General features: G+C 70.5%; 9 protein-coding genes and 1 rRNA gene. 8 read left to right on the top strand and 2 right to left on the bottom strand.

Annotation, left to right across the window (positions count from 1 at the left end; genetic code table 11):
- Positions 1–7: 7 nt before the first annotated feature.
- Both PO879_RS11285 and ligA read left to right on the top strand, forming a co-directional pair.
- On the top strand, positions 8–9,646 hold the full coding sequence (locus tag PO879_RS11285) for a SpvB/TcaC N-terminal domain-containing protein (RefSeq protein WP_278234993.1): 9,639 nt from the start codon (positions 8–10) through the stop codon (positions 9,644–9,646).
- A gap of 40 nt (positions 9,647–9,686) precedes the next feature.
- Positions 9,687–12,119 (top strand): NAD-dependent DNA ligase LigA, encoded by a 2,433-nt coding sequence (gene ligA, locus PO879_RS11280; RefSeq protein ID WP_278234992.1) that lies wholly within the window; start codon positions 9,687–9,689, stop codon positions 12,117–12,119.
- Between the two features lie 36 nt (positions 12,120–12,155).
- Here ligA and PO879_RS11275 read toward each other — a convergent pair whose 3' ends face one another.
- Complete coding sequence (locus PO879_RS11275; protein ID WP_278234991.1) at positions 12,156–13,304, bottom strand: ROK family protein; 1,149 nt, start codon at positions 13,302–13,304, stop codon at positions 12,156–12,158.
- A 178-nt stretch (positions 13,305–13,482) separates the two neighbouring features.
- Between PO879_RS11275 and PO879_RS11270 the strand changes: the two genes are divergently transcribed.
- The 5 genes from PO879_RS11270 (at position 13,483) to PO879_RS11250 (ending at position 19,621) form a co-directional block, all read left to right on the top strand.
- Entirely contained in the window at positions 13,483–15,003 is a 1,521-nt protein-coding gene (locus PO879_RS11270) for a sugar ABC transporter ATP-binding protein (RefSeq protein WP_278234990.1), read from the top strand.
- Positions 15,004–15,074: 71 nt separating this feature from the next.
- Positions 15,075–16,034, top strand: a complete 960-nt coding sequence (locus PO879_RS11265; protein WP_278237512.1) for an ABC transporter permease — start codon at positions 15,075–15,077, stop codon at positions 16,032–16,034.
- A gap of 73 nt (positions 16,035–16,107) precedes the next feature.
- Entirely contained in the window at positions 16,108–17,178 is a 1,071-nt protein-coding gene (locus tag PO879_RS11260) for a substrate-binding domain-containing protein (protein ID WP_278234989.1), read from the top strand.
- Between the two features lie 111 nt (positions 17,179–17,289).
- Positions 17,290–18,468 carry a Gfo/Idh/MocA family oxidoreductase gene (locus PO879_RS11255; protein ID WP_278234988.1) on the top strand — a complete coding sequence of 393 codons (1,179 nt, stop codon included), beginning with the start codon at positions 17,290–17,292 and terminating at the stop codon, positions 18,466–18,468.
- Positions 18,469–18,619: 151 nt separating this feature from the next.
- Complete coding sequence (locus tag PO879_RS11250) at positions 18,620–19,621, top strand: sugar phosphate isomerase/epimerase family protein (RefSeq protein WP_278234987.1); 1,002 nt, start codon at positions 18,620–18,622, stop codon at positions 19,619–19,621.
- 10 nt (positions 19,622–19,631) lie between these two features.
- Here the strand turns inward: PO879_RS11250 and PO879_RS11245 are convergent, their stop codons facing one another.
- On the bottom strand, positions 19,632–20,213 hold the full coding sequence (locus PO879_RS11245; protein ID WP_278234986.1) for an N-acetyltransferase: 582 nt from the start codon (positions 20,211–20,213) through the stop codon (positions 19,632–19,634).
- Positions 20,214–20,745: 532 nt separating this feature from the next.
- Between PO879_RS11245 and PO879_RS11240 the strand changes: the two genes are divergently transcribed.
- A 16S ribosomal RNA gene (locus PO879_RS11240) occupies positions 20,746–22,271 on the top strand.
- Positions 22,272–22,552: the final 281 nt, after the last annotated feature.

Raw genomic sequence — 22,552 nt, 5'->3', positions numbered from 1 at the left:
GATTCCCATGCTCGCAGGCACCGCCCGGCAGGAGACGCGCACGGTCGCGCGTCGGTGGACGACGGCGACGGCGATGATGGCCTCGGCCGCGCTCGTGGTGACGCTCAGCGCCGCGCCCGGTACCGCCGAACCGCTCGCGGACCCCTCCGTCGGTGCGCTCGACGACGTCCCCGGCACCTCGCCGGACGACCTCGGCGGCGTCGACCTGACCGACCTCGACGACGGCGACCCCACCGAGGCGCTCTCGCTGGTCACCGAGCCCGAGCCCACCAACGCCGGCTCCGTGCAGACCTCCATCCCCGTGCTCGTGCCGCCGGGCCGGGCCGGCATCGAACCCGATCTCGACCTCGCCTACGACTCCTCGGGCGGCAACGGCTGGCTGGGCCTGGGCTGGGACCTCGACGCCGGGGCGATCGCGGTGGACCCCACCTTCGGTGCGCCGCGTTTCTCGGCCGACGTCGAGACCGAGACGTACACGCTCGACGGTGCGCGGCTGTTCCCGCACTCGATCGTGCCCGGCGGTGACTACGGCGCGCGCCAGGACGGCCCCCGCAGCGACTTCGTGCGGCAGACCGAGACCGAGTTCGAGCGCGTCGTCCGGCACGGCGACGGCCCCGGCGCCTACTGGTGGCAGGTGACCGACAAGGACGGTACCGACCGCTGGTACGGCGGCGACCCGGACGGCCAGGGCCAGGTGCTCTCCACGGTCGGCGGGAACGCGTTCCACTGGCCGCTGACCTACGTCGAGGACATCTCCGGCAACGTCATGGAGTACGAGTACGACACGGCGACGGGTGTCGGGTTCGGCGGTTCGTCGACCGGCCCGGGCCTCGAGATGTACCTGCGCGAGATCACCTACACCGGGTTCGACGTCGAGCCCGGCTCGACCGGCGTCGTCGACGAGCCGCCCTACAGCGTGTACTTCCTGCGCGACAGCGACGTGGGCGTCAGGACGGTCGCCTCCGGCGGCTCGGTGAGTGCCCGGCCCGACGCCCTGGTCGACGCGTCCGGCGGCGCACCGGTGGTCACCGCTGACCTGCTGCGCGAGATCCAGGTGCGGCACTTCCCCGCAGGCGCTCGCACGGACGACGCGCCCGGCGCGATCGACCAGACCAATCTCGGCGAGCTGCTCGGCGGGTACGTGCTCGAGTACGAGACCAACCCGTTCGACAAGTCCCTGCTGAAGCGCCTCGGCCAGTTCGGCGGCGACGGCGCGGTCGCGGCCACGCACGCCCTGCGCTGGTACGACGACGTCCCCCGCAAGGACAACGGTGGTCTGGACCTCTTCGGCGACCCCGTGCGGTGGGGTGCGAGCGACGACAGCACGGGCTCGAACGTCTCCGCCTCGAGCGCGCTGTCGACGTCCTTCCGCGGTGGGGCCGAGGGCGGTGCCTACATCGGTTTCAACCCGGTGGCGCCCAGCAAGATCGGGTCGTTCGGAGGGTCCTTCAACCTCTCCGGCGGCAACAGCGAGGACGTGACGACCCTCATGGACATGGACGGCGACAGCCTGCCGGACCGGGTCTGGGTCGACAACGGGGCCGTGAAGTACGCCCGCAACCTCTCCCAGCCCGGTGACGACCTGTCGGTCGACGACACCCGGTTCGGGTCGGAGCGGACGATCGACGAGGCCAAGCTCGGCACCGGGACCGACTTCGGCGTCGACCTGCACGCCGAGTTCTACCCGTTGGTCTCCATCCAGGTCGGCGGTTCCTTCGGGTTCGACTGGGCCGACCGCTACTTCTCGGACGTCAACGCGGACGGGCGGCCCGACCTCATCAAGCAGGGGTCCGACGGGTGGCAGGTGTTCTTCAACATCCTCGACCCCTCGGACGGGTCGATCGAGTTCGTCGCCTCCTCCGCGGGCACCGCGGTGCCGATGGGCGACTTCTCCTCCGAGCTCGCCGCCGCCGAACCGGAAGGGGTCGCCGAGCTGCTCGAGGCCTCGGCGCCCCGCTACGACAGCGTGCGCCGGTGGGTCGCGCCGTTCGACGGCACGGTCGACGTCACCGGCACCCCGACCCTCGCCGCCGGCAGCTACGACGGTGACGGCGTCCGCGTCATGATCGAGACGCTGGACACCACCCCGAAGCGGCCGTTCGACGAGACGCTCGACGGCGGGAGCACGAGCGCCGCCCACGACGTCTCGGTGACCGTCGACGCCGGCGACGAGATCTTCTTCCGCACCCACGTGATCGACAACGGCCAGCGCGACCTCGTCGACTGGGCGCCGGCGATCGTGTACACCTCCGTCTCCTCGGGCGTGTCCACCAGCGCCCCCCTGCTGGACGCCCAGGGCCGCGACGTCTTCTCCTACGACGCCGCCGAGGACTTCACCCTGTTCGGACGCGACGGCGGCCGGACGGCGCTGTCGAACCCGGGCGAGGCGACGCTGACCGTCACCCTGGAGCGCACCGGGCTGCTCACCGACGACGTGAAGGTCGTCGCGAGCCACGGGGTCAACGCCGGGTTCATCGAGGGCACGTCCGAGGTCCTCACGCTCACCCCCGACGGGGCGGACACCGAGGAGCTGCTGGGGGCCGGACCGGCACCCGGGGACGAGCCCGTGGCGGCCGAGGGCGAGGACCCGATCGAGATCGCCCCCACCTCGGTCGAGCTCACCTACACCTTCGACGTCTCCGAGGTCGGCAAGGTCGCCGAACCGTTCGGATGCTACGACGACGGCGACGCCGAGGACTGCGACTCCGTCACGGACAACCCCGACTGGCTCGCGCTCGACATCGTCTCCGACTCGCCCGTCGACCCGCGCTCGGTGGCCCTCGACGTCCAGCTCGAGGTGGCCGACCCGGCCACGGAGTCGGGTCCGAACGGCGAGGCCACCCCGGACGACCTGCCCGCCGACGCGGTGCTGCCGTCCTCGACGGGCCCCGTGGTCATCCCCTCGGTCCGTGTCTTCTCCGTCTCCGACGAGGTCGCCGGACCGTACGTGCCGTGGTCGCCGGACGCCGACGGGACCTTCTCCCTCGAGGTCGACGTGGTCGCCGACAAGATCTGGAACTATCTCGAGGTGGAGCCCGACGACGAGGCCTGGGCGTCCTCCTCGGCCGTGGTGACCGTGAAGAGCGAGGACGAGCACGGCATCGTGGGCGTGGTCGCGAGGTCCGCGGAGTTCACCGTCGAGCACAACCACGACGACGGACCGTTCACGCTGCCGGCCGAGTACCAGGTCGAGGGCTCCACCGCCCTGGACTTCGACGCCGTGACCGGCCAGGACTACTGGGTCGAGGTGTCCCTGCACGACGCCCCGCTGGCGGCACACGTGCTCGAGAAGGGCGGCGTGAGCGTCCAGGCGACGTCGGACGACGACGAGGACGACAAGGGCGCCGACGACCTGACGGCCCGCCTCGTGGCCCCGGACGTCCAGTCCGTCTTCGCCTCCGGCAACCGCGGGTGGACCGCGGCCGGCTACGACGCCGACCACCCCGACGTCCCCCGCGACGAGGCCGACGAGCCCCGGGGCGACGCCCTGCTCCAGCGCGAGCACTTCGAGCTCGAGCCGGAGGGGGTCGACGACTTCGACGAGGACACCGAGATCCCCGACGCGAAGCCCGCGACGGACGTCGTCGGGGAGCCCGGCGACCTGTCCGGGTCGGCGGACGAGGTGGCGGACTCGTTCGACAAGGCGCTGCCGTACTTCCCGCTGCCCGGTCCGGACGGCGGACCGGCCGACCGTTGGCGCGCGGCGAGCGAGGAAGGGCTGTTCGTCACCGCCACCGGCATCCGGTCGACCCGGATCGGCGAGGAGATCGCCGTCCTCGACCCGAAGCCCGAGGAGGGGTCGACGAGCGCCGGCAGCAGCGGCGACGCCCGCCCGGCGCCACGCGTGCTGACCATCGACGGCGACTTCAACGCCGCACTCGGTCTCGGACCGGCCAGCCTGAGCGGCGCCATCGGCGGAGGCCGGACCGTCACCGACTTCCAGGACCTCAACGGCGACGGGTTCCCGGACATCCGCTCCGAGTCCGACGCCGACTACACCGGACCCCGCGGAGGCAGCCTCGACAGCGGCTCCGAGCTCGAGAACACCGTCTCGACCGCGGTGTCGGTCGGGGGCGGCCTGGGCGGCTCGCCGGTCTCGATCGAGGGCAGCGAGCAGACCAAGACGTCCGCGGGCAGCGCCACCGTCGGCGCGGAGAACGGGACCTCCAAGAACAAGTCCCGTGGCATGAGCATCGGTCTGGGCTTCACCGTCCAGGGTCAGTGGACCAACCCGTTCGGGGACAACACCGAGGGTCTCGACGGCGGGGTGTCCGACCTGCTGCCCGACGACGAGAGCACCGGGCAGGGCGTCCAGGTCAGCGTCGACCTCGACGACGTCAACGGCGACGGCGTGACCGACCTCGTGGAGACCTGGTCCGGGTCCGGCGTGCAGGTGGCGCTGGGCACCGGGTACGGGTTCGCCGACCCCGTGAAGTGGTCCGACGGCGTGTTCGAGGCCTCCGAGAGCGTCTCCGGCGCGCTCTCCGGCGGGTTCCAGCTCAACGCCTACGAGTTCGGCGGCGGTGTCGGCGGGTCCGAGGGCGGCTCCCTCGCCGAGGCGTCCTGGGCGGACGTCGACGGCGACGGCGTCCTGGACCGCATGGTGTACGCCGACGGCAACGAGAGTGCGCCGACGACGATCTTCGGCGCGGCCGAGGGCAACGACCGCGACCCCGAGGTGCTGGGGACCTACGCGTCGCCCGACTTCGGCGTGGGGGACCTGACGATCGACAACCGCGCCGACCTCGGTCGCAGCACGTCGGTGAACGGCGGGTTCGACTTCACGGTCTCCGTGGGCCCGATCTGCCTCGTGGCCTGCTACATCATCATCAACCCCGGCGTGCACGGCGGCTACGAGCGCTCGCGGACCGTGGTCGACATGGTCGACATGAACGGTGACGGCTACCTCGACGTCGTCGAGAGCCTGAACGAGGAGCACGTCGAGGTCCGCCTCAACCAGGCCGGGCGCACCGGCCTGCTCAAGGCGGTCGAGAACCCGCTCGGCGGCACGATCCGTGTCGACTACGAGCGCACGGGCAACATCGAGGAGCAGCCGAACTCGCTGTGGGTCATGAGCGAGGTGGAGTACGACGACGGCCGCCCCGGCGACGGCACCGACGTCCAGCGGCGCGAGTTCTCCTACGACGGCAACGCCTACGACCACCTGCACCGCACGACGCTCGGCTTCTCCGAGGTGGTCCAGCACGAGATCGACGTCGACGCCGACCCGGCCGTCCCGGGAGCGGAGCTCCTGCGCATCACCCGGTGGGACTACCGCAACCAGAGCCCGTTCGACGCGGGCCTGCTCGAACGCACCCGGCTGCTGGCACCCCACGTCGGCGGGACACCCACCCTCCTCGAGCTGACGGAGACGACCTGGGAGCACGCGCACGTCGTCGTCGGCGATCCCGGCTCCGGCCCCGCCAACGGTGACGTCTTCACCGACGTGGTGCCCGACGTCGGCGACCCGGCGCGGACGGCGCTGTTCGACCTGGCGCTCGCGCCCCGGCTGGCGACGGAGACGTTCACCCGCTACGACGGCGACGGGGACGCCCACGCCCGCACCACGGACTTCACCTACGACGGGCTGGGCAACACCGTCCAGGTCGTCGACCACGCCGAGACGGGCACCACCGACGACGACACGACCACGGTGACGACGTACCCGCCGTGCACCACGGCCGACCGCGACGCGGACACGTCCTGGGTCCAGGTGTCCGCCACAGTGGCGGTGCACGCCGGCACCGACGACTCCGGCGAGCTGCTCAAGTACCGCGACGGCAGCCTCGACCTGTGCGCCAACGCCGTCCCGGTCCGGATCGTCGAGACCCAGGGCCAGGACGTCTGCGGTGACGACATCCTCGCGGTCACCGAGCTGGCGTTCGAGCCCTACGGCAACTACGACGCCGTGCGGTACCCCGCGAACGTGCTCACCGGCGAGACCGACGAGTCGGCCTGCGGCGGTGCGCCGCCGGCGCTGCCCGACGAGCCCGTGTTCGACGGCTGCGTGCCGGCGTCCGACGCCCCGGACGCGGAGAAGGCGGCCGCCCAGCAGGCGGCCGACGAGCAGCGCTACTGCGTGGACTACGTCTACGACGACCACCGCGTGACCGACATCGCGCAGGTGACGGACTCCCACGGGGTGACGTCGACCGCGACGTACGACCACACGGTCGGCCTGCCGGCGACGACCACGGACGCGAACGGCCACACCACCGAGTACTGCTACGACGCGCTCGGGCGCATCGCCGCCGTGGCGACGCCGCGGGAGTCGGGCGACTTCGCCTGCGACGGCAGCGGGTCCGGACCGGCGACCGTCACCTACGCCTACGGAGGTCTGCGCATCGGCACGAACGCCTCCGACGGGCACGCGTGGGCCGTCGCCCGGCACCACGACGCCGTGCGCGCCGACGGGACGCCCGCGGCCGACACCCTGGACACCGCCACGTTCGTCGACGGCATGGCCCGGGTGGTCCAGCGCAAGCGGGACGCCCAGGTCGTCGCGCTCGGCGACACTCCCGCCGTCGTCGTCGAGGGCGCGGTCGACTTCGACGCCCTGGGCAAGGAGGTGCGGGAGTGGTACCCGGTCGTGGAGGAGGCCACCTACCCCGGCGGAGGCGACCTGCCGCCGCACCTGACGACCTACAACACGTTGAACTCCTCGATGGACCCGGCCGACACGCACGTGCCGCGGACGGCCCCGACGATCCGTGAGTACGGGTTGCTCGGCGGCCCCACGCGCACCGAGCTGCCCGACGGCAGCGTGGTGACGTGGACCTACGACACGACCGAGCCGCCGCACCTGGACTTCAAGGTGCCCAGCACGACCGTGACCGACCCGCTCGGCCGCGCCGTGCAGCGCTTCTCGGACGTGCGCGGCGCGGTGCTGGCCGTGGTCGAGAACCCGGCACCCACCGAGGGCACGACCGACGGGCTGCTGGACGCCCTGCCGGCCGCGGGGATCGGGGACTCCCGGATCGTGGAGTCCGCCCGCACCGGGACGGACCCGTTGATCACCACGTATGCGTACGACCCGATCGCCCGGCTGACCCAGGTCACCGACACGGCGGGAGCGGTGACCGGCTACGAGTACGACATGCTCGACCTCGGCACGGCGGTCGAGACCCCCGACTCGGGTCTGCTGGAGCGGGCGTGGACCCCGGCCGGCGACGTCGCCGAGACCGTCGACGAGGTGCGGCGTGCCGACGGCACGTCCGTGGCCTACGCCTACGACTTCGACCGGCTGCGCAGCATCACCTACCCGGACGACACCGGCGACGTGGAGTACACCTACGGTGACGAGCTGGGCGCCGCGGCACCGGGCAACAGCCAGGGCCGGGTCGCGCGCGAGGCCACCCCGGCCGTCGCTCGGGAGTACGCCTACGACGTCGACGGCAACGTGTCCACCGAGGCGGTGACCCGCGGCGTCGACCCGTTCGGGATCGGGCAGGACGAGCCGCAGCCCACCTGGGCCACGCGGTGGCAGTACGACTCGCTGCAGCGTCTCGTCCGGCTCACCTACCCGGGCGACGACGGCGGGCACGGGGAGGTGCTGCACCACGAGTACGACCTCGGCGGTCAGGTCTCCGGGCTGTGGTCCGAGGCCCCGCAGCACGACGCCTACACGGTCGAGGGCGACCCCGTGCCCCGCGAGGACCGCGAGATCGAGTACGTGGCGCACGCCGGGTACGACGAGTTCGGCGACCTCCGCACCGTGACCACCGGTACCGGCGTCACCACCGAGCACGACTACGACCCGGACCGCCGGTTCCTCACCGGGGTCGCCACCGACGTCGCGGCGCAGGAGCAGTGGGACGGCACAACCTCGGTCGCCCGCGAGCTGCAGGAGCTGCGCTACTCCTACGACGTCGTCGGCAACGTGATCGACGTCGCCAACGCGCTCTACGACGGCGGCTCGGCCGGCACGCTGGACGAGCTCGACGACATCCCGGCGAACAACCTGCCCGGTCCGGCGCAGCAGTCCTACACCTACGACCAGCACTACCGGCTGGCCGCGGCGGAGGGCCGCTACATCGACCGGCAGGAGGACCGCAGCTACACCTACGCCGCGGACCGGACGCCGAACGGCAACCTGGTCGACGTCTCCCAGGCGACCGTCACCGAGTCGACCACCGGCAAGGGCGGCGGCAAGGGCCCGGGCCGGTCGCAGCAGAAGACGAACTCCAAGAAGGGCGACGGTTCCCTGCCCGAGGACGGCTCCACGGACGAACCGCAGTGCGACCCGTACAGCGGGTCCGGCGGCGGCTCGGACAACCAGGACCCGGAGTCGACGCACGCGTGGCTGGACCAGCAGTTCGACCCGGACCACCCGCACCGGGTGGTACAGGCGGGCGGCCGGACGTACACCCACGACGCCAACGGCAACATGACGGGCTGGACGGAGCCGTGCGCGAGCTCGGACTCCTCCGAGCTCGACCGCCGCATGGTGTGGGACGCCGAGGACCGCCTCGTCGAGATCGGCGAGGACGGCAACGACACCGAGTACCGCTACGACGCCGACGGCAACCGGGTCCTCGAACGGGGCCCCGGAGGCACCTACTTCTTCGTCAACGAGACCTGGCGGCTGCACAACGACGGCCACCGGTACGCGGAGATCTACCTGGGCACCACGAAGGTCGCCAGCCACCGCACGGCCCCGGCCCCGGAGCCGCCGGTGGGCTGCGACCCGCTGGTGGACGAGAACTGCGTGTGCGACCCGGAGACGCAGGCCTGCGCCTGCGACGTCGGGGACACCGACGGGGACGGCCTGTGCCCGCCGGTCGAGGACCTCACCGTGCACTTCTTCCACACCGACCTGCAGGGCAGCCTGCGCGTGGTGACCGACGAGGTCGGCAGCGTCTACCAGTACCTGGAGTACCTGCCGTCCGGCCAGAAGTGGGTGGCGGGCCAGAGTCGCATCAAGGACACCCCGCATCTCTTCGCGGGCGGGTGGACCGACAGCACCTACAAGACGGTGAACTTCGGCGAGCGGTGGTACTCGTGGCGGGACCAGCGGTTCCTGTCCACCGAGCCGCTGCTGACCGAGGACCCGGACGCGGTCGTCGCCGATCCCGGCCTGCTCTCGGCCTACACCTACGCGGCGGCCAACCCGCTGCGGTACGTCGACACGACCGGACGTGCCCCGTTGCCGGCCAGCAAGGACCCGAGCAAGAGCGACTACCAGCTGAACGAGCAGGGCACGTTCACGGTCACCGACTCCACCCGGGCGAACCGGCCCTCGCCGGCCAAGTTCGGGCAGCTGCTGCTCAGCTACGACGAGGCGGGCCAGGCGCGCGCCGCGAAGTGGGGCAAGAAGAGCGAGAAGATCGACAAGTACACGACGTTGATCCGCCTGAAGGCGTCGGGGTCGCTGAAGAAGCCGTCGGTCAAGCTCGATGGCATCCTCGGGTGGGACATCGGCCAGTCCTCCGACTCGTCCGGTGCACCGTCCGGAGGCGGTCAGCAGGGCGGCTCGTCCACCGGACCGAACCCCGGCCCGGGCAGCTCCGGCAGCACCGGCGGCACGGGGGCACCGCCGGCGGGCTCGACGAGCAGCCAGTCGTCCGGGGGGAACGGAGGCTCGTCCGCCTCGTCCACCTCGTCGTCGGGCACCAGCGCCACCTCCCTGCGGAAGCAGAAGCCGTGACGGGACGCGCCGTGTGGGTGTCCCACGGCAAGATGGGGGCGTGACCGACACCGACGCCACCGTCGACCCGTCCGCGCTCGACGAGGGCTCGGCCCAGCGCCGCTGGGCCGAGCTCGTCGCCCTCGTCGAGGAGGACCAGGCCGCCTACTACCAGCACGACGCCCCGAAGGTGTCCGACGCCGCGTACGACGCGCGGATGCACGAGCTCGAAGCGCTCGAGGCCGCTCATCCGGCGCTGCGCCGGCCGGACTCGCCGACCCAGCGCGTCGGTGGGCAGGCCTCGACCGCGTTCGCGAACGTCGACCACCTCGAGCCGATGCTCTCGCTCGACAACGTGTTCAGCACGGACGAGCTGCGCGCCTGGGACGCCCGCGTCGCCCGGGACCTCGACGTGCCCGGCGGCGCCGTCGGCTACCTGTCGGAGGTCAAGATCGACGGCCTGGCGATCGCGCTGCTGTACGAGCAGGGTCGCCTTGTCCGCGCCGCCACCCGCGGGGACGGTCGCACGGGCGAGGACATCACCGCCAACGCGCTGCGCATCGCGCAGATCCCGCACCGGCTCGACGGTGACGAGCACCCGGACGTCGTCGAGATCCGCGGGGAGGTGTTCATCCCGACGGCGTCCTTCGCCCGGCTCAACGAGCTGCAGGTCGAGCTGCGGGACCGTGCCGTCGGCGAGGCGCGGGAGCGTGCGGCCACCCGCGAGTTCGACGAGGAGCGCGCCCGCGTGGCCGCGCTGCGCCGCTTCCCCCAGTTCGCCAACCCGCGCAACGCCGCCGCCGGCGGGCTGCGTCAGCTCCTGGACAAGAAGACCGGGCTCGAGCACGAGGCGGGGCTCGCCCGCATCGAGGCGCTGCGCCTGTACGCGCACGGCGTCGGCGCGCTCCAGTGGACGGAAGGGCAGCACGAGGAGCTGGCCAACCTCTCGGACGCCTACGACCTCTTCGCGCGGTGGGGCATCCCGATCTCGCCGCACAACCGGGTCGTCGAGGGCGTCGACGCGGTGCTCGAGATGATCGACCACTTCGGCGAGCACCGCCACGACATCGAGCACGAGCTGGACGGCATCGTGGTGAAGGTCGATGCCCTGGCCGACCAGCGCCTCCTGGGCGCCACCAGCCGTGCGCCGCGCTGGGCGACGGCCTACAAGTACCCGCCCGAGGAGGTGAACACCCGCCTGCTGGCCATCCAGGTCGGCGTCGGGCGGACCGGTCGGGCCACGCCGTACGCCGTCATGGAGCCCGTCCTGGTGGCCGGCTCCACGGTGCGGCAGGCCACCCTGCACAACCAGGACGTCGTCAAGGCCAAGGGGGTGCGCATCGGCGACATGGTAGTGCTGCGCAAGGCCGGCGACGTCATCCCCGAGATCCTCGGTCCGGTCACGGCGCTGGCCGACGACGGGTACCCCCGCGAGGACTTCGTCATGCCCGAGCGGTGCCCCGAGTGCGGCACGCCGCTGCGGCCGATGAAGGAGGGCGACGTCGACCTGCGGTGCCCGAACGCCGAGTCCTGCCCGGCGCAGGTGCGCGGGCGCGTCGAGCACATCGGCTCGCGCGGCGGACTCGACGTCGACGCGCTCGGCGAGGTCACCGCGGCGGCGCTGACGCAGCCGTTGGAGCCGAGCGACCCGCCGCTGCGCACCGAGGCGCGGCTGTTCGACCTCACGCTCGACGAGCTCGCGCCGATCCGGGCCGTCGTGCGGGACTCCGAGACCGGCCTGCCGAAGGAGTGGGACGGTCGGGGGGAGTCGGCCGAGTACGAGATGCCGGACGGTTCCGTCCAGACGGTCAAGGCCGTGCGGCCGTTCCAGAAGAAGCGCAAGCTGTCCAAGGCCGACGAACGAGCAGCCGTCGAGGCGGGGGAGTCGCTGTACGAGCCCAACGCCCAGGCCACCAAGCTCCTCGACGAGCTCGACCGGGCGAGGACGAAGGACCTCTGGCGGATCCTGGTCTCCCTGAACATCCGGCACGTGGGGCCGGTGGCGGCCCGGGCGCTCGCGGACTGGTTCGGCTCCCTCGACGCCGTCCGGGAGGCCTCCCGGGAGGACCTCGCCGCCGTGGAGGGCGTCGGCCCGGTCATCGCGGACGAGGTCGTGGCCTGGTTCGACGTCGGCTGGCACCGCGAGATCGTCGACAGCTGGGCCCGCGCCGGCGTCCGCTTCTCGACCCCGGGGCACCCCGGACCGGCGGCGATGGCCGAGCGGGCCACCGAGGAACCCACCGGCCCGCTCGCCGGGCTGACGGTCGTCGTCACGGGCTCGTTGGAGGGCTACTCGCGCGACGGCGCCAAGGAGGCCATCCTCCAGGCCGGCGGCAAGGCCGCGGGGTCGGTCTCGAAGAAGACCGACTACGTCGTGGCGGGGGAGAAGGCCGGCTCCAAGGCGGCCAAGGCCGAGCAGCTCGGCGTGCCGGTCCTCGACGAGGAGCGGTTCACGGCGTTGCTGACCGGCGGTCCGGAGGCGCTGGGCGAGTGACCGTGCCCGGGCCGCCCCGCCGGACCGCGGTGTGTCTCAGGCGCTCTCGGCCGAGGCGATGAGGGCGTCGATCGACGGTGCCGCGAGGTACTGCTCGGTGACGAGGAACGCCGCGCCCACGACACCGGCCTGCGCGCCGGCGCCGGTGGTGGCGATCCGCAGGTGCTGGGTCGCCAGGGGCAGGGAACGCTGGTAGACGATCTCGCGGATGCCGGCCATGAGGTGCTCGCCGGCGTCGGACAGGATGCCGCCGATGACGATGCGCGCCGGGTTGAGCAGGCTCACGGAGGCCGCCAGCACGCTGCCGATGTCGCGTCCGGCCTGGCGGACCGCCTGTCCGGCCGCGACGTCCCCGGCCCGTACGAGGTCCACGACGTCGCTGGTGCTGCTGACGTCCGCGCCGCGGGCCCGCAGGTCCGCCACGAGGGCGGCGCCACCGGCCACGGCTTCGAGGCATCCGGTGTTCCCGCACCGGCAGGGGATGTCCGAACCGCGCGGCACGGTGATGTGACCGAGGTCGCCGGCGGCGCCCTGGGCGCCGCGCCGCAGCTCGCCGTCCATGATGACGCCGGCCCCGATGCCCGTCGCGACCTTGACGAACAGCAGGTCGTCGACCGAGGCGCACACCGTGCGGTGCTCGCCCAGAGCCATGATGTTGACGTCGTTGTCCACGAGGACGGGCGCTCTGAGCCGGGCGAAGAGCTCGGCCGGGACGTCGGTGCCGTCCCAGCCGGGCATGATCGGCGGGTTCACCGGTCGGCCGGTGGTGTGGTCCACGGGTCCGGGGAGCCCGATGCCGATACCGGCGAGCTCGTCGACCCGCCGACCGGCCTGCGCGATAACCTTGGAACCCGCTTCGGCGACCCAGTCGAGCACGGGCGCGGGGCCGTCGGCGATCGACAGGGGCTCCTGGAGCACGCCGATGGGCTCTCCGGCGAGGTCGGTGATCGCGAGGCGTGCGTGCGTGGCGCCGAGGTCCACGCCGAGCACGATCCGCGACGTCGGGTCGAAGGCGAAGGTGGACGGCGGGCGACCGCCGGTGCTCGAGGCCTCGCCCGCTGGGGCGAGCAGCCCGACGGCGCGCAGCGCGTCGATGCGCGCGGCGACGGTGGAGCGCGACTGTCCCGTGGCGGCGACCAGGGACGCTCGTGTGCGGGGTCGACCGTCCCGGAACAGCTGAAACATCGCTCCGGCCCCTGTCGGGCGCGGGGGAAACTTCGCCAACCCTTCCATAAGCACAGTCAACCACGCCTCTCATCTCCGTCGCATGTGTCAACCCGTACTGCATCACAGCGGGGTAACGATCCGAAAGTACCGGAACTTATGATTGACGACGAGCAGAAGTTGCCCTTAGAGTCGTCGCATGGTCACAGAAGACCCCGCAGCGCCGCTGCTGCAGATGCAAGGGATCGTCAAGCACTTCCCGGGCGCCAAGGCCCTCGACGGTGTGGACCTCGACGTCCGCGCCGGCGAGGTGCACTGTCTGCTCGGGCAGAACGGTGCCGGCAAGTCCACGCTCATCAAGGTGCTGGCCGGCGCCCACCAGCCCACGTCCGGCACCATCCGATTCGACGGCGAAGAGATCGCCATCCCGCACCCCGACGCCGCGCTCGAGCACGGCGTGGCCACGATGTACCAGGAGCTGGACGTCGTCGACGGTCTGACCGTCGCCGAGAACATCTTCCTCGGTCACGAGCTGGCCTCGGCCGGGTTCACCAAGCGCCGCTTCGCCGCGCAGCGGACCCGAGAGCTCATGGCCCGGCTCGGGCACCCCGAGATCTCGCCGCACCGCGAGGTCGGGTCGCTCTCCGCCGCGGGCAAGCAGATCGTGTCGATGGCCCGTGCGCTGTCGCGCGACGTGCGCGTGATCGTCATGGACGAGCCGTCGGCCGTCCTGGACTCGGGCGAGGTCGACAACCTCTTCCGCGTCGTCGCCGAGCTCACCGAGCAGGGCGTCGCCATCGTCTACATCTCGCACCGGCTCGAGGAGATCCGCCGGATCGGCGACCGGATCACCGTGCTCAAGGACGGCGTGACGGTGGGGCGCAACCTCGACGTGGCGACCACGCCGACGGACGAGCTCATCAAGCTGATGACCGGCAAGTCGATGGAGTACTCGTTCCCCGAGCGCCCCGGCGTGCCGGACGACGCCCCGTTGCGGCTCCAGGTCGAGAACCTCTCGCTGGCGGGCGTCTTCTCCGACGTGAGCCTGTCCATCCGTGCCGGGGAGATCGTCGGCCTGGCCGGTCTGGTCGGCTCGGGGCGCTCCGAGATCCTCGAGACGATCTACGGTGCGCGCCGGGCCACGCACGGTCGCGTGGAGCTGGACGGCAAGAGGCTCCGCCGCGGTTCCGTGGGGGCGGCCGTGGCCGCCGACATCGGCCTCGCACCCGAGGAGCGCAAGAGCCAGGGGCTGCTGCTCGACGAGCCCGTCTACCGCAACATCACCCTGTCCTCCTTCGCGCGGACCGCCCGGGGCGGCTGGCTCGACGAGAAGGCGGAGAAGGCCGCTGCCGAAGAGCAGGCGAAGGCCCTGGACCTGCGGCCGCCGGACGTCGACCGCGCCATCCGCACCCTCTCCGGCGGAAACCAGCAGAAGGCGATGCTCGCCCGCTGGCTGGTCCACGGCTGCGAGGTGCTGCTGCTCGACGAACCGACCCGCGGCGTCGACGTCGGCGCGAGGTCCGAGATCTACGACCTGGTACGACGGCTCGCCGACGCCGGCACCGCCGTGCTGGTCGTCTCCAGCGAGATCCCCGAAGTTCTGGGCCTCGCCGACCGTGTCCTCGTCATCTCCGACGGACAGGTCGTGCACGAAGGGTCCGCCGAGTCGATCGACGAGCACCAGGTGCTCGACATGGTCATGGAAGGAAGTGCCGCGTGAGCGAGCAGCAGACGCCGTCGAGTTCGGCGACAGAAACCCCCACGAACCACAAGGAGAGCTCCCGCTCCCGCCTGGGGCTCTCGGGAACGACGGTCCGGAACCTCGGTCTGGTCGCCGCCCTGGTCCTGCTGTGCCTGGTCGGGCTCCTCACCGGCGGCGACCGGTTCGCCAGCGTGCAGAACCTCATGATCGTGCTCAGCCTCGCGTCGGTGACCGGCGTGCTGGCGATCGGCATGACCTTCGTCATCACCACCGGCGGCATCGACCTGTCGGTCGGCTCCGTGCTCGGCCTGACCACCGTGTGGGCCTCGACCCTGGCCACGCAGACCATGGCCGACCAGTACGGCTGGATCGTCATGGTCGGCTGCGCGCTCCTGGTCGGCCTCGCCGCCGGGCTGGTCAACGGCGTGATCATCGCCTACGGCAACGTGGTGGCGTTCATCGCCACGCTGGCGATGCTGGTCGCGGCCCGCGGGCTCGCCGAGCTCATCGCCAACCGGCGCACGCAGATCGTCGACCAGTCGTCGTTCGAGAGCACCTTCCAGGGTGACCTGCTCGGCGTGCCGAAGATCGTCTGGATCTTCGTCGTCGTCGCCATCGCCGGCTGGTTCCTGCTCAACCGGACCACCTTCGGGCGCCGCACGGTGGCCATCGGCGGCAACCGGGAGGCGGCCCGGCTCGCCGGCATCAACGTCAAGCGCCACCTGCTCTACGTCTACGGCTTCTCGGGCCTGGCGGCCGGCATCGGCGGTGTGATGATGCTCGCCCGGACCGGAGCGGGGTCGTCCACCAACGGTCTCCTGATGGAGCTCGACGTGATCGCCATGGTCGTCGTCGGCGGCACCCTGCTCGCCGGTGGGCGCGGCACGATCATCGGCACGATCATCGGCGTCCTCATCTTCGCGACCCTGCAGAACGTCTTCATCATCAACAACGTCGACAGCTCGGTGCAGCAGATCGCCCGCGGCGCGATCATCGTCGCCGCCGTGCTGCTCCAGCAGCGGTTCGCCGGCCGCTCCAAGTCCAGTTGACCCCGACCTGTCCCACCGACCCCTACCTGTCCTGCAAGTACACGTCAGTACCCGGACCGAATCGAGGATGATCATGTCCGCACGAACCATGCGCCGTCGTCTCATCGCGGCACCGCTCGCCCTGGCCGCCTCGGCTGCCCTGCTGGCCGGTTGCGTCAGCAACGAGCCTGCCGAGGAGGAGGGCACCGACTCCTCCGAGGAGATGAGCTCCGAGGGCGGGGCCGCCGGCACCGCCAACGACGAGCCGGGGGAGCCCGTCACCATCGGCTTCTCCGCCCCCGCCGCCGACCACGGCTGGATGGGTGCGATCACCTCCGCCGCCGAGGCCGAGGCCGACAACTACGAGGACGTCGAGCTCCGCGTCGCCGAGGGCACGAACGACGTCAACGTCCAGATCAGCCAGATCGAGACGTTCATCGCCGACGGCGTGGACGCCATCGTGCTCCTGCCGTTCGACGGCGCCGCGCTGACCGACGTCGCGATCGAGGCGATGGAGGCCGGTATCCCGGTCGTCAACGTCGACCGCGAGTTCACCAGCCCGTTCGCCGCCCGCACCACCGTGCTCGGCGACAACTACGGCATGGGCGTCAGCGCCGGCACCTACATCTGCGAGCAGCTCGGCGACCAGCCCGACGCGGTCATCGCCGAGATCCAGGGCATCGCCTCGCTGCCGCTGACGCAGGACCGTTCGCAGGGCTTCGCCGACGCGCTGTCCGACTGCGGCCTCGACGTCGACAACCAGGTCTCCGCGGAGTTCACCGTCCAGAGCGGTGAGCAGGTGACCGCCAACCTCCTGCAGGCGGCGCCCGAGATCGACGCCATCTGGAACCACGACGACGACCAGGGTGTCGGCGTCCTGCAGGCGATCGAGAACGCCGGTCGCGACGAGTTCTTCATGGTCGGCGGCGCCGGCTCGCTCGACGTGATGGAGCACATCCAGTCCGGTGACACCGTGCTGCAGGCCACGGTCGTCTACCCGTCGACCCAGGCGGCCGACGGCATCAAGCTCGCCCGCCTGATCGCGCAGGACAAGAACATGTCCGACCTGGCCTCGGCGGCCGTCCCGCGCACCGTGCAGCTCTTCGCCCCGGTGGTCACGGCGGACAACGTCGACCAGTACATGAGCATCGGGTTCCGTTCCTGACCTGACCCGGTCGACCCACACCACGGCGGCGGGGCGTGACACGCCCCGCCGCCGCGGACTCGTCCGCCCTCGTGGTGGCTCGAGCCGCACGAGGACAGAAAGGACACACCAATGGCTGCAGCAGACGGCGCTCGCCTCGGCGTCGGCATGGTCGGCTACTCGTTCATGGGCGCGGCGCACTCCCACGCGTGGCGCACCGCCCCCCGCTTCTTCGACCTGCCGCTGCGCACGGAGATGACGGCGGTCGCCGGCAGGGACCCGGAGAAGGTCGCGGCGGCCGCGGACCGGCTCGGATGGCAGTCCTCCGAGACGGACTGGCGTCGCTTGCTCGAGCGGGACGACATCGACCTCATCGACATCTGCACACCGGGCAACACCCACGCCGAGATCGCCGTCGCGGCGCTCGACGCCGGCAAGCACGTGCTGTGCGAGAAGCCGTTGGCCAACTCGGTCGCCGAGGCCGAGCAGATGGTGGCGGCAGCAGACCGCGCGGCGCAGCGGGGTGTGCACGCCATGGTGGGGTTCACCTACCGGCGTGTCCCCGCCATCCAGCTCGCGCGCCAGCTCGTCGCCGACGGTCGTCTCGGCCAGGTCCGGCACGTGAGGGCCCAGTACCTGCAGGACTGGCTGTCGGACGCGTCGACACCGCTGAACTGGCGCCTGCAGAAGGACAAGGCAGGGTCGGGTGCGCTCGGTGACATCGGTGCGCACGTCGTCGATCTCACCCAGTTCATCACCGGTGAGCGGCTCACGGGCGTCGCCGGGATGCTCGAGACCTTCGTGCCCGAGCGCCCGGTGGCCACCGAGTTCTCCGGGCTGTCCGGCACGGCGGGCACGGAGACCGGTCCGGTGACCGTCGACGACGCCGCCGTCTTCTTCGGCCGCATGTCCGGCGGGGCCATGGCCAGCTACGAGGCCACGCGCTACGCCAACGGCCGCAAGAACGCCATCCGCATCGAGATCAACGGGTCGGCGGGCTCTCTCGCCTTCGACTTCGAGGACATGAACGTCCTGCACTTCTACGACGCGACCGAGCCGCCGGCGACGGCAGGGTTCCGCAGGATCGTGGTCACCGAGGCCGAGCACCCCTTCGTGGCGGCCTGGTGGCCCCCGGGCCACGGCCTGGGCTACGAGCACGCCTTCACCCACCAGGTCGTCGATCTGGTGGGAGCGCTCGCAGCCGGCGACGAGCCGGCGCCGTCGTTCGCCGAGGGGCTCGCCGTGCAGCGCGTCCTCGACGCCGTCGAGCGCAGCGCGTCCGACAAGCACCGCTGGATCGACCTCTCCTGATCGGATCGAGACAGTCCAGGAGGTGCGCGCCACCAGGACCGGGGTGTGCGCCGGAGGCCCTGTTCCCCGGCGCGCACCCCCTGCCAAGGTTGCTGGCGAGGACCCGCCGCGCCGGGTGCCCGGCCGACGTTGACGAACGAGAGGAAGAACGATGACACGACCGATCAGCCTGTTCACCGGTCAGTGGGCCGACATGCCGCTGGAGGAGCTGGCGGGTCTGGCGTCCGGCTGGGGCTACGACGGCCTCGAGCTGTGCTGCTGGGGGGACCACCTCGACGTGACCCGCTGGGACGACGCCGAGTACGTCCAGGGACGCAAGGACCTCATGGCCCGGCACGGTCTGCAGATCGTGGCGATCTCCAACCACCTCACGGGTCAGGCGGTCTGCGACGACCCGATCGACCGGCGGCACGAGGAGATCCTCTCGCCGGAGGTGTGGGGGGACGGCGACCCGGAGGGCGTCCGGCAGCGGGCCGCCGAGGCGATGAAGGACACCGCGCGCATGGCCGCGAAGCTCGGTGTGCGCACCGTCGTCGGATTCACCGGCTCCTCGATCTGGAAGACCGTCGCGATGTTCCCGCCGGTGCCCGCGGACATGGTCGAGGCCGGCTACCAGGACTTCGCCGACCGCTGGAACCCCATCCTCGACGTCTTCGAGGAGGTCGGTGTGCGGTTCGCCCTCGAGGTCCACCCGAGCGAGATCGCCTACGACTACTGGACCACCCAGCGCACGCTCGAGGCGATCGGGCACCGGGAGTCGTTCGGCCTGAACTGGGACCCGAGCCACATGGTCTGGCAGGACGTCGACCCCGTGGGCTTCCTCTGGGACTTCCAGGACCGCATCTACCACGCGCACTGCAAGGACACGAAGAAGCGCCTCAACGGCCGCAACGGCCGGCTCTCGTCGCACCTGGCGTGGGCGGACCCGCGGCGCGGCTGGGACTTCATCTCGACCGGCCACGGTGACGTGCCGTGGGAGGACTCGTTCCGGATGCTCAACGCCATCGGGTACGACGGACCGCTCTCGGTCGAGTGGGAGGACGCCGGGATGGACCGTCTCGTCGGGGCGCCCGAGGGTCTGGCCTTCGTGCGCCGGCTCGCGTTCGACGCCCCGGACGCGGCCTTCGACGCGGCCTTCTCCTCCAAGGACTGACCCGCAGGGATCAGGAGCGCGCCGCCTGCGCACCGGGGGTGTGCAGCATGACCACGTCGTCGTGCTGCACACCCCCGACGTCGTAGGTGCGGCTGCCGACGACGGTGAACCCGTGCTTGCGGTAGAAGGCCTGGGCGCGCCCGTTGTCCCCGTTGGTGCCGAGCCAGAACGGACGATCGGGTGCGAGCTCGTCCGCCGTCCGGACGGCTGCGGACATCAGCGCGTTCGCCGTGCCGTCTCCCTGACGAGCGGGGTGGACGTAGATCTTCGACAGCTCGACGTAGGGACCGGGCCCGACCGTGGACCGCAGAACGTCCCGCTCGGCGTCCCCGTCCGGCTCGCCCCGCAGCAGCAGCACGTAGCCGGCGGGCTCCTCAGACTCGCTTCCGTCGGCCACGAGCAGCGCGCAGCCGGGGTCGCGGCTCCACGCGCGGAAGCGCTCCGGCGTCAGGTGCTCGGCGATGTGCCGGGCCATGGTGGCCGTGGAGGTCCCCGGCGGGCACGCGAGGGGGAACGTCAGGGCGGCGAGCCAGGCGAGCTCGGCGGCCTCGTCGGGACGGGCGGGACGGACGACGACGGATGGTGCGGTCACGCTGCGAACCTAGCGCGGACGGCGTCGTTCCGCGGTCGGGGGGAGGTGGTGCGACCTGCGACGACGGGGCGGCAGGGCACTGTGCGCCGGGTCACCCCGTCAGGAGTTGGACTCGGTGCCCAAGCCGTGTAATGTTCTCTGACGTCAGCCCGACAGGGAACGGACACCGCGAGGTGGCCGCCGGGGCTGAAACTCTCCTCGAACGGACAGGGTGCTTCGTGCGCCCCGGATTCGGGAGGGGCTGGACCTCGAGCAGGTCGCCCACGGTTCGCAGAGCGGACTGGACAGGGCGGATCGGTTCGGGTAAGGTTGAAGGGTTGCCCCGGACGGGGTCGGGACAGAGGTTCCGGTCTTGGATGGTGTGTGTCGGTTGTTTGAGAACTCAACAGTGTGCTTGATAGTCAATGCCAAATTTTGAACCTTCATTGGTTCCTTTGGACTAGATTGGACAGCTAGTTTTGCTAGTTTGTTTGGTCTGGCCAGTATCGATATGGCATCGCCGGCCCGTGGTGGTTGGTGGTGTTTTCTCTCTTTTACGGAGAGTTTGATCCTGGCTCAGGACGAACGCTGGCGGCGTGCTTAACACATGCAAGTCGAACGGTGAAGCCCAGCTTGCTGGGTGGATCAGTGGCGAACGGGTGAGTAACACGTGAGCAACCTGCCCTCCACTTCGGGATAAGCCTTGGAAACGGGGTCTAATACCGGATATGAGCGCCTGCCGCATGGTGGGTGTTGGAAAGTTTTTCGGTGGGGGATGGGCTCGCGGCCTATCAGCTTGTTGGTGGGGTGATGGCCTACCAAGGCTTCGACGGGTAGCCGGCCTGAGAGGGCGACCGGCCACACTGGGACTGAGACACGGCCCAGACTCCTACGGGAGGCAGCAGTGGGGAATATTGCACAATGGGCGAAAGCCTGATGCAGCGACGCCGCGTGAGGGATGACGGCCTTCGGGTTGTAAACCTCTTTCAGCAGGGAAGAAGGCCTTCGGGTGGACGGTACCTGCAGAAGAAGCGCCGGCTAACTACGTGCCAGCAGCCGCGGTAATACGTAGGGCGCAAGCGTTGTCCGGAATTATTGGGCGTAAAGAGCTCGTAGGCGGTTTGTCGCGTCTGGTGTGAAAACCTCAGGCTCAACCTGGGGCGTGCATCGGGTACGGGCAGACTAGAGTGCGGTAGGGGAGACTGGAATTCCTGGTGTAGCGGTGGAATGCGCAGATATCAGGAGGAACACCGATGGCGAAGGCAGGTCTCTGGGCCGCAACTGACGCTGAGGAGCGAAAGCATGGGGAGCGAACAGGATTAGATACCCTGGTAGTCCATGCCGTAAACGTTGGGCACTAGGTGTGGGACTCATTCCACGAGTTCCGTGCCGCAGCTAACGCATTAAGTGCCCCGCCTGGGGAGTACGGCCGCAAGGCTAAAACTCAAAGGAATTGACGGGGGCCCGCACAAGCGGCGGAGCATGCGGATTAATTCGATGCAACGCGAAGAACCTTACCAAGGCTTGACATGCACCGGACGCTGCCAGAGATGGTGGTTCCGCAAGGTCGGTGCACAGGTGGTGCATGGTTGTCGTCAGCTCGTGTCGTGAGATGTTGGGTTAAGTCCCGCAACGAGCGCAACCCTTGTCCTATGTTGCCAGCGGGTTATGCCGGGGACTCATGGGAGACTGCCGGGGTCAACTCGGAGGAAGGCGGGGATGACGTCAAATCATCATGCCCCTTATGTCTTGGGCTTCACGCATGCTACAATGGCCGGTACAGAGGGCTGCGATACCGTAAGGTGGAGCGAATCCCAAAAAGCCGGTCTCAGTTCGGATTGGGGTCTGCAACTCGACCCCATGAAGTCGGAGTCGCTAGTAATCGCAGATCAGCAACGCTGCGGTGAATACGTTCCCGGGCCTTGTACACACCGCCCGTCAAGTCACGAAAGTTGGTAACACCCGAAGCTCACGGCCCAACCGGTTTTCCGGGGGGAGTGGTCGAAGGTGGGACTGGCGATTGGGACTAAGTCGTAACAAGGTAGCCGTACCGGAAGGTGCGGCTGGATCACCTCCTTTCTAAGGAGCACATACCTTCTGCCGGTCGGCCCCTGGGGGGTCGGTCGGGTCGCAGGGGGTCATGTACAGCCGCTGTAGGCGCCGAACGTGCGTCTGGTGGTTGCTCTGGGTGGAACATTGACCGTACGGCCGCCTGCGGGTGGGTCGGATCAGTACACCGCGTGCGGTGCCTCCTTGGGGGGTGCCGGTTCGCGGTCGGAACGTCCGGGCTGCTGGTGGGGGGTCGGTAGAGCACACTGTTGGGTCCTGAGGCAGCCGGCCACGTTGTTGGTCGGGGTCTT

Source organism: Isoptericola sp. AK164 (genome assembly GCF_029643425.1).
In the GTDB taxonomy this organism is placed as follows: Bacteria; Actinomycetota; Actinomycetes; order Actinomycetales; family Cellulomonadaceae; genus Isoptericola; species Isoptericola haloaureus.
This window is presented reverse-complemented; position numbering and strand designations above follow the sequence as displayed.

Bases quoted from the DNA above. Each gene is read 5' to 3' on its own strand.
- PO879_RS11255 (WP_278234988.1), top strand. From the start codon at position 17,290: ATGGCTGCAGCAGACGGCGCTCGCCTCGGCGTCGGCATGGTCGGCTAC.
- PO879_RS11260 (WP_278234989.1), top strand. From the start codon at position 16,108: ATGTCCGCACGAACCATGCGCCGTCGTCTCATCGCGGCACCGCTCGCC.
- PO879_RS11250 (WP_278234987.1), top strand. From the start codon at position 18,620: ATGACACGACCGATCAGCCTGTTCACCGGTCAGTGGGCCGACATGCCG.
- PO879_RS11285 (WP_278234993.1), top strand. From the start codon at position 8: ATGCTCGCAGGCACCGCCCGGCAGGAGACGCGCACGGTCGCGCGTCGG.
- PO879_RS11270 (WP_278234990.1), top strand. From the start codon at position 13,483: ATGGTCACAGAAGACCCCGCAGCGCCGCTGCTGCAGATGCAAGGGATC.
- PO879_RS11275 (WP_278234991.1), bottom strand. From the start codon at position 13,304: ATGTTTCAGCTGTTCCGGGACGGTCGACCCCGCACACGAGCGTCCCTG.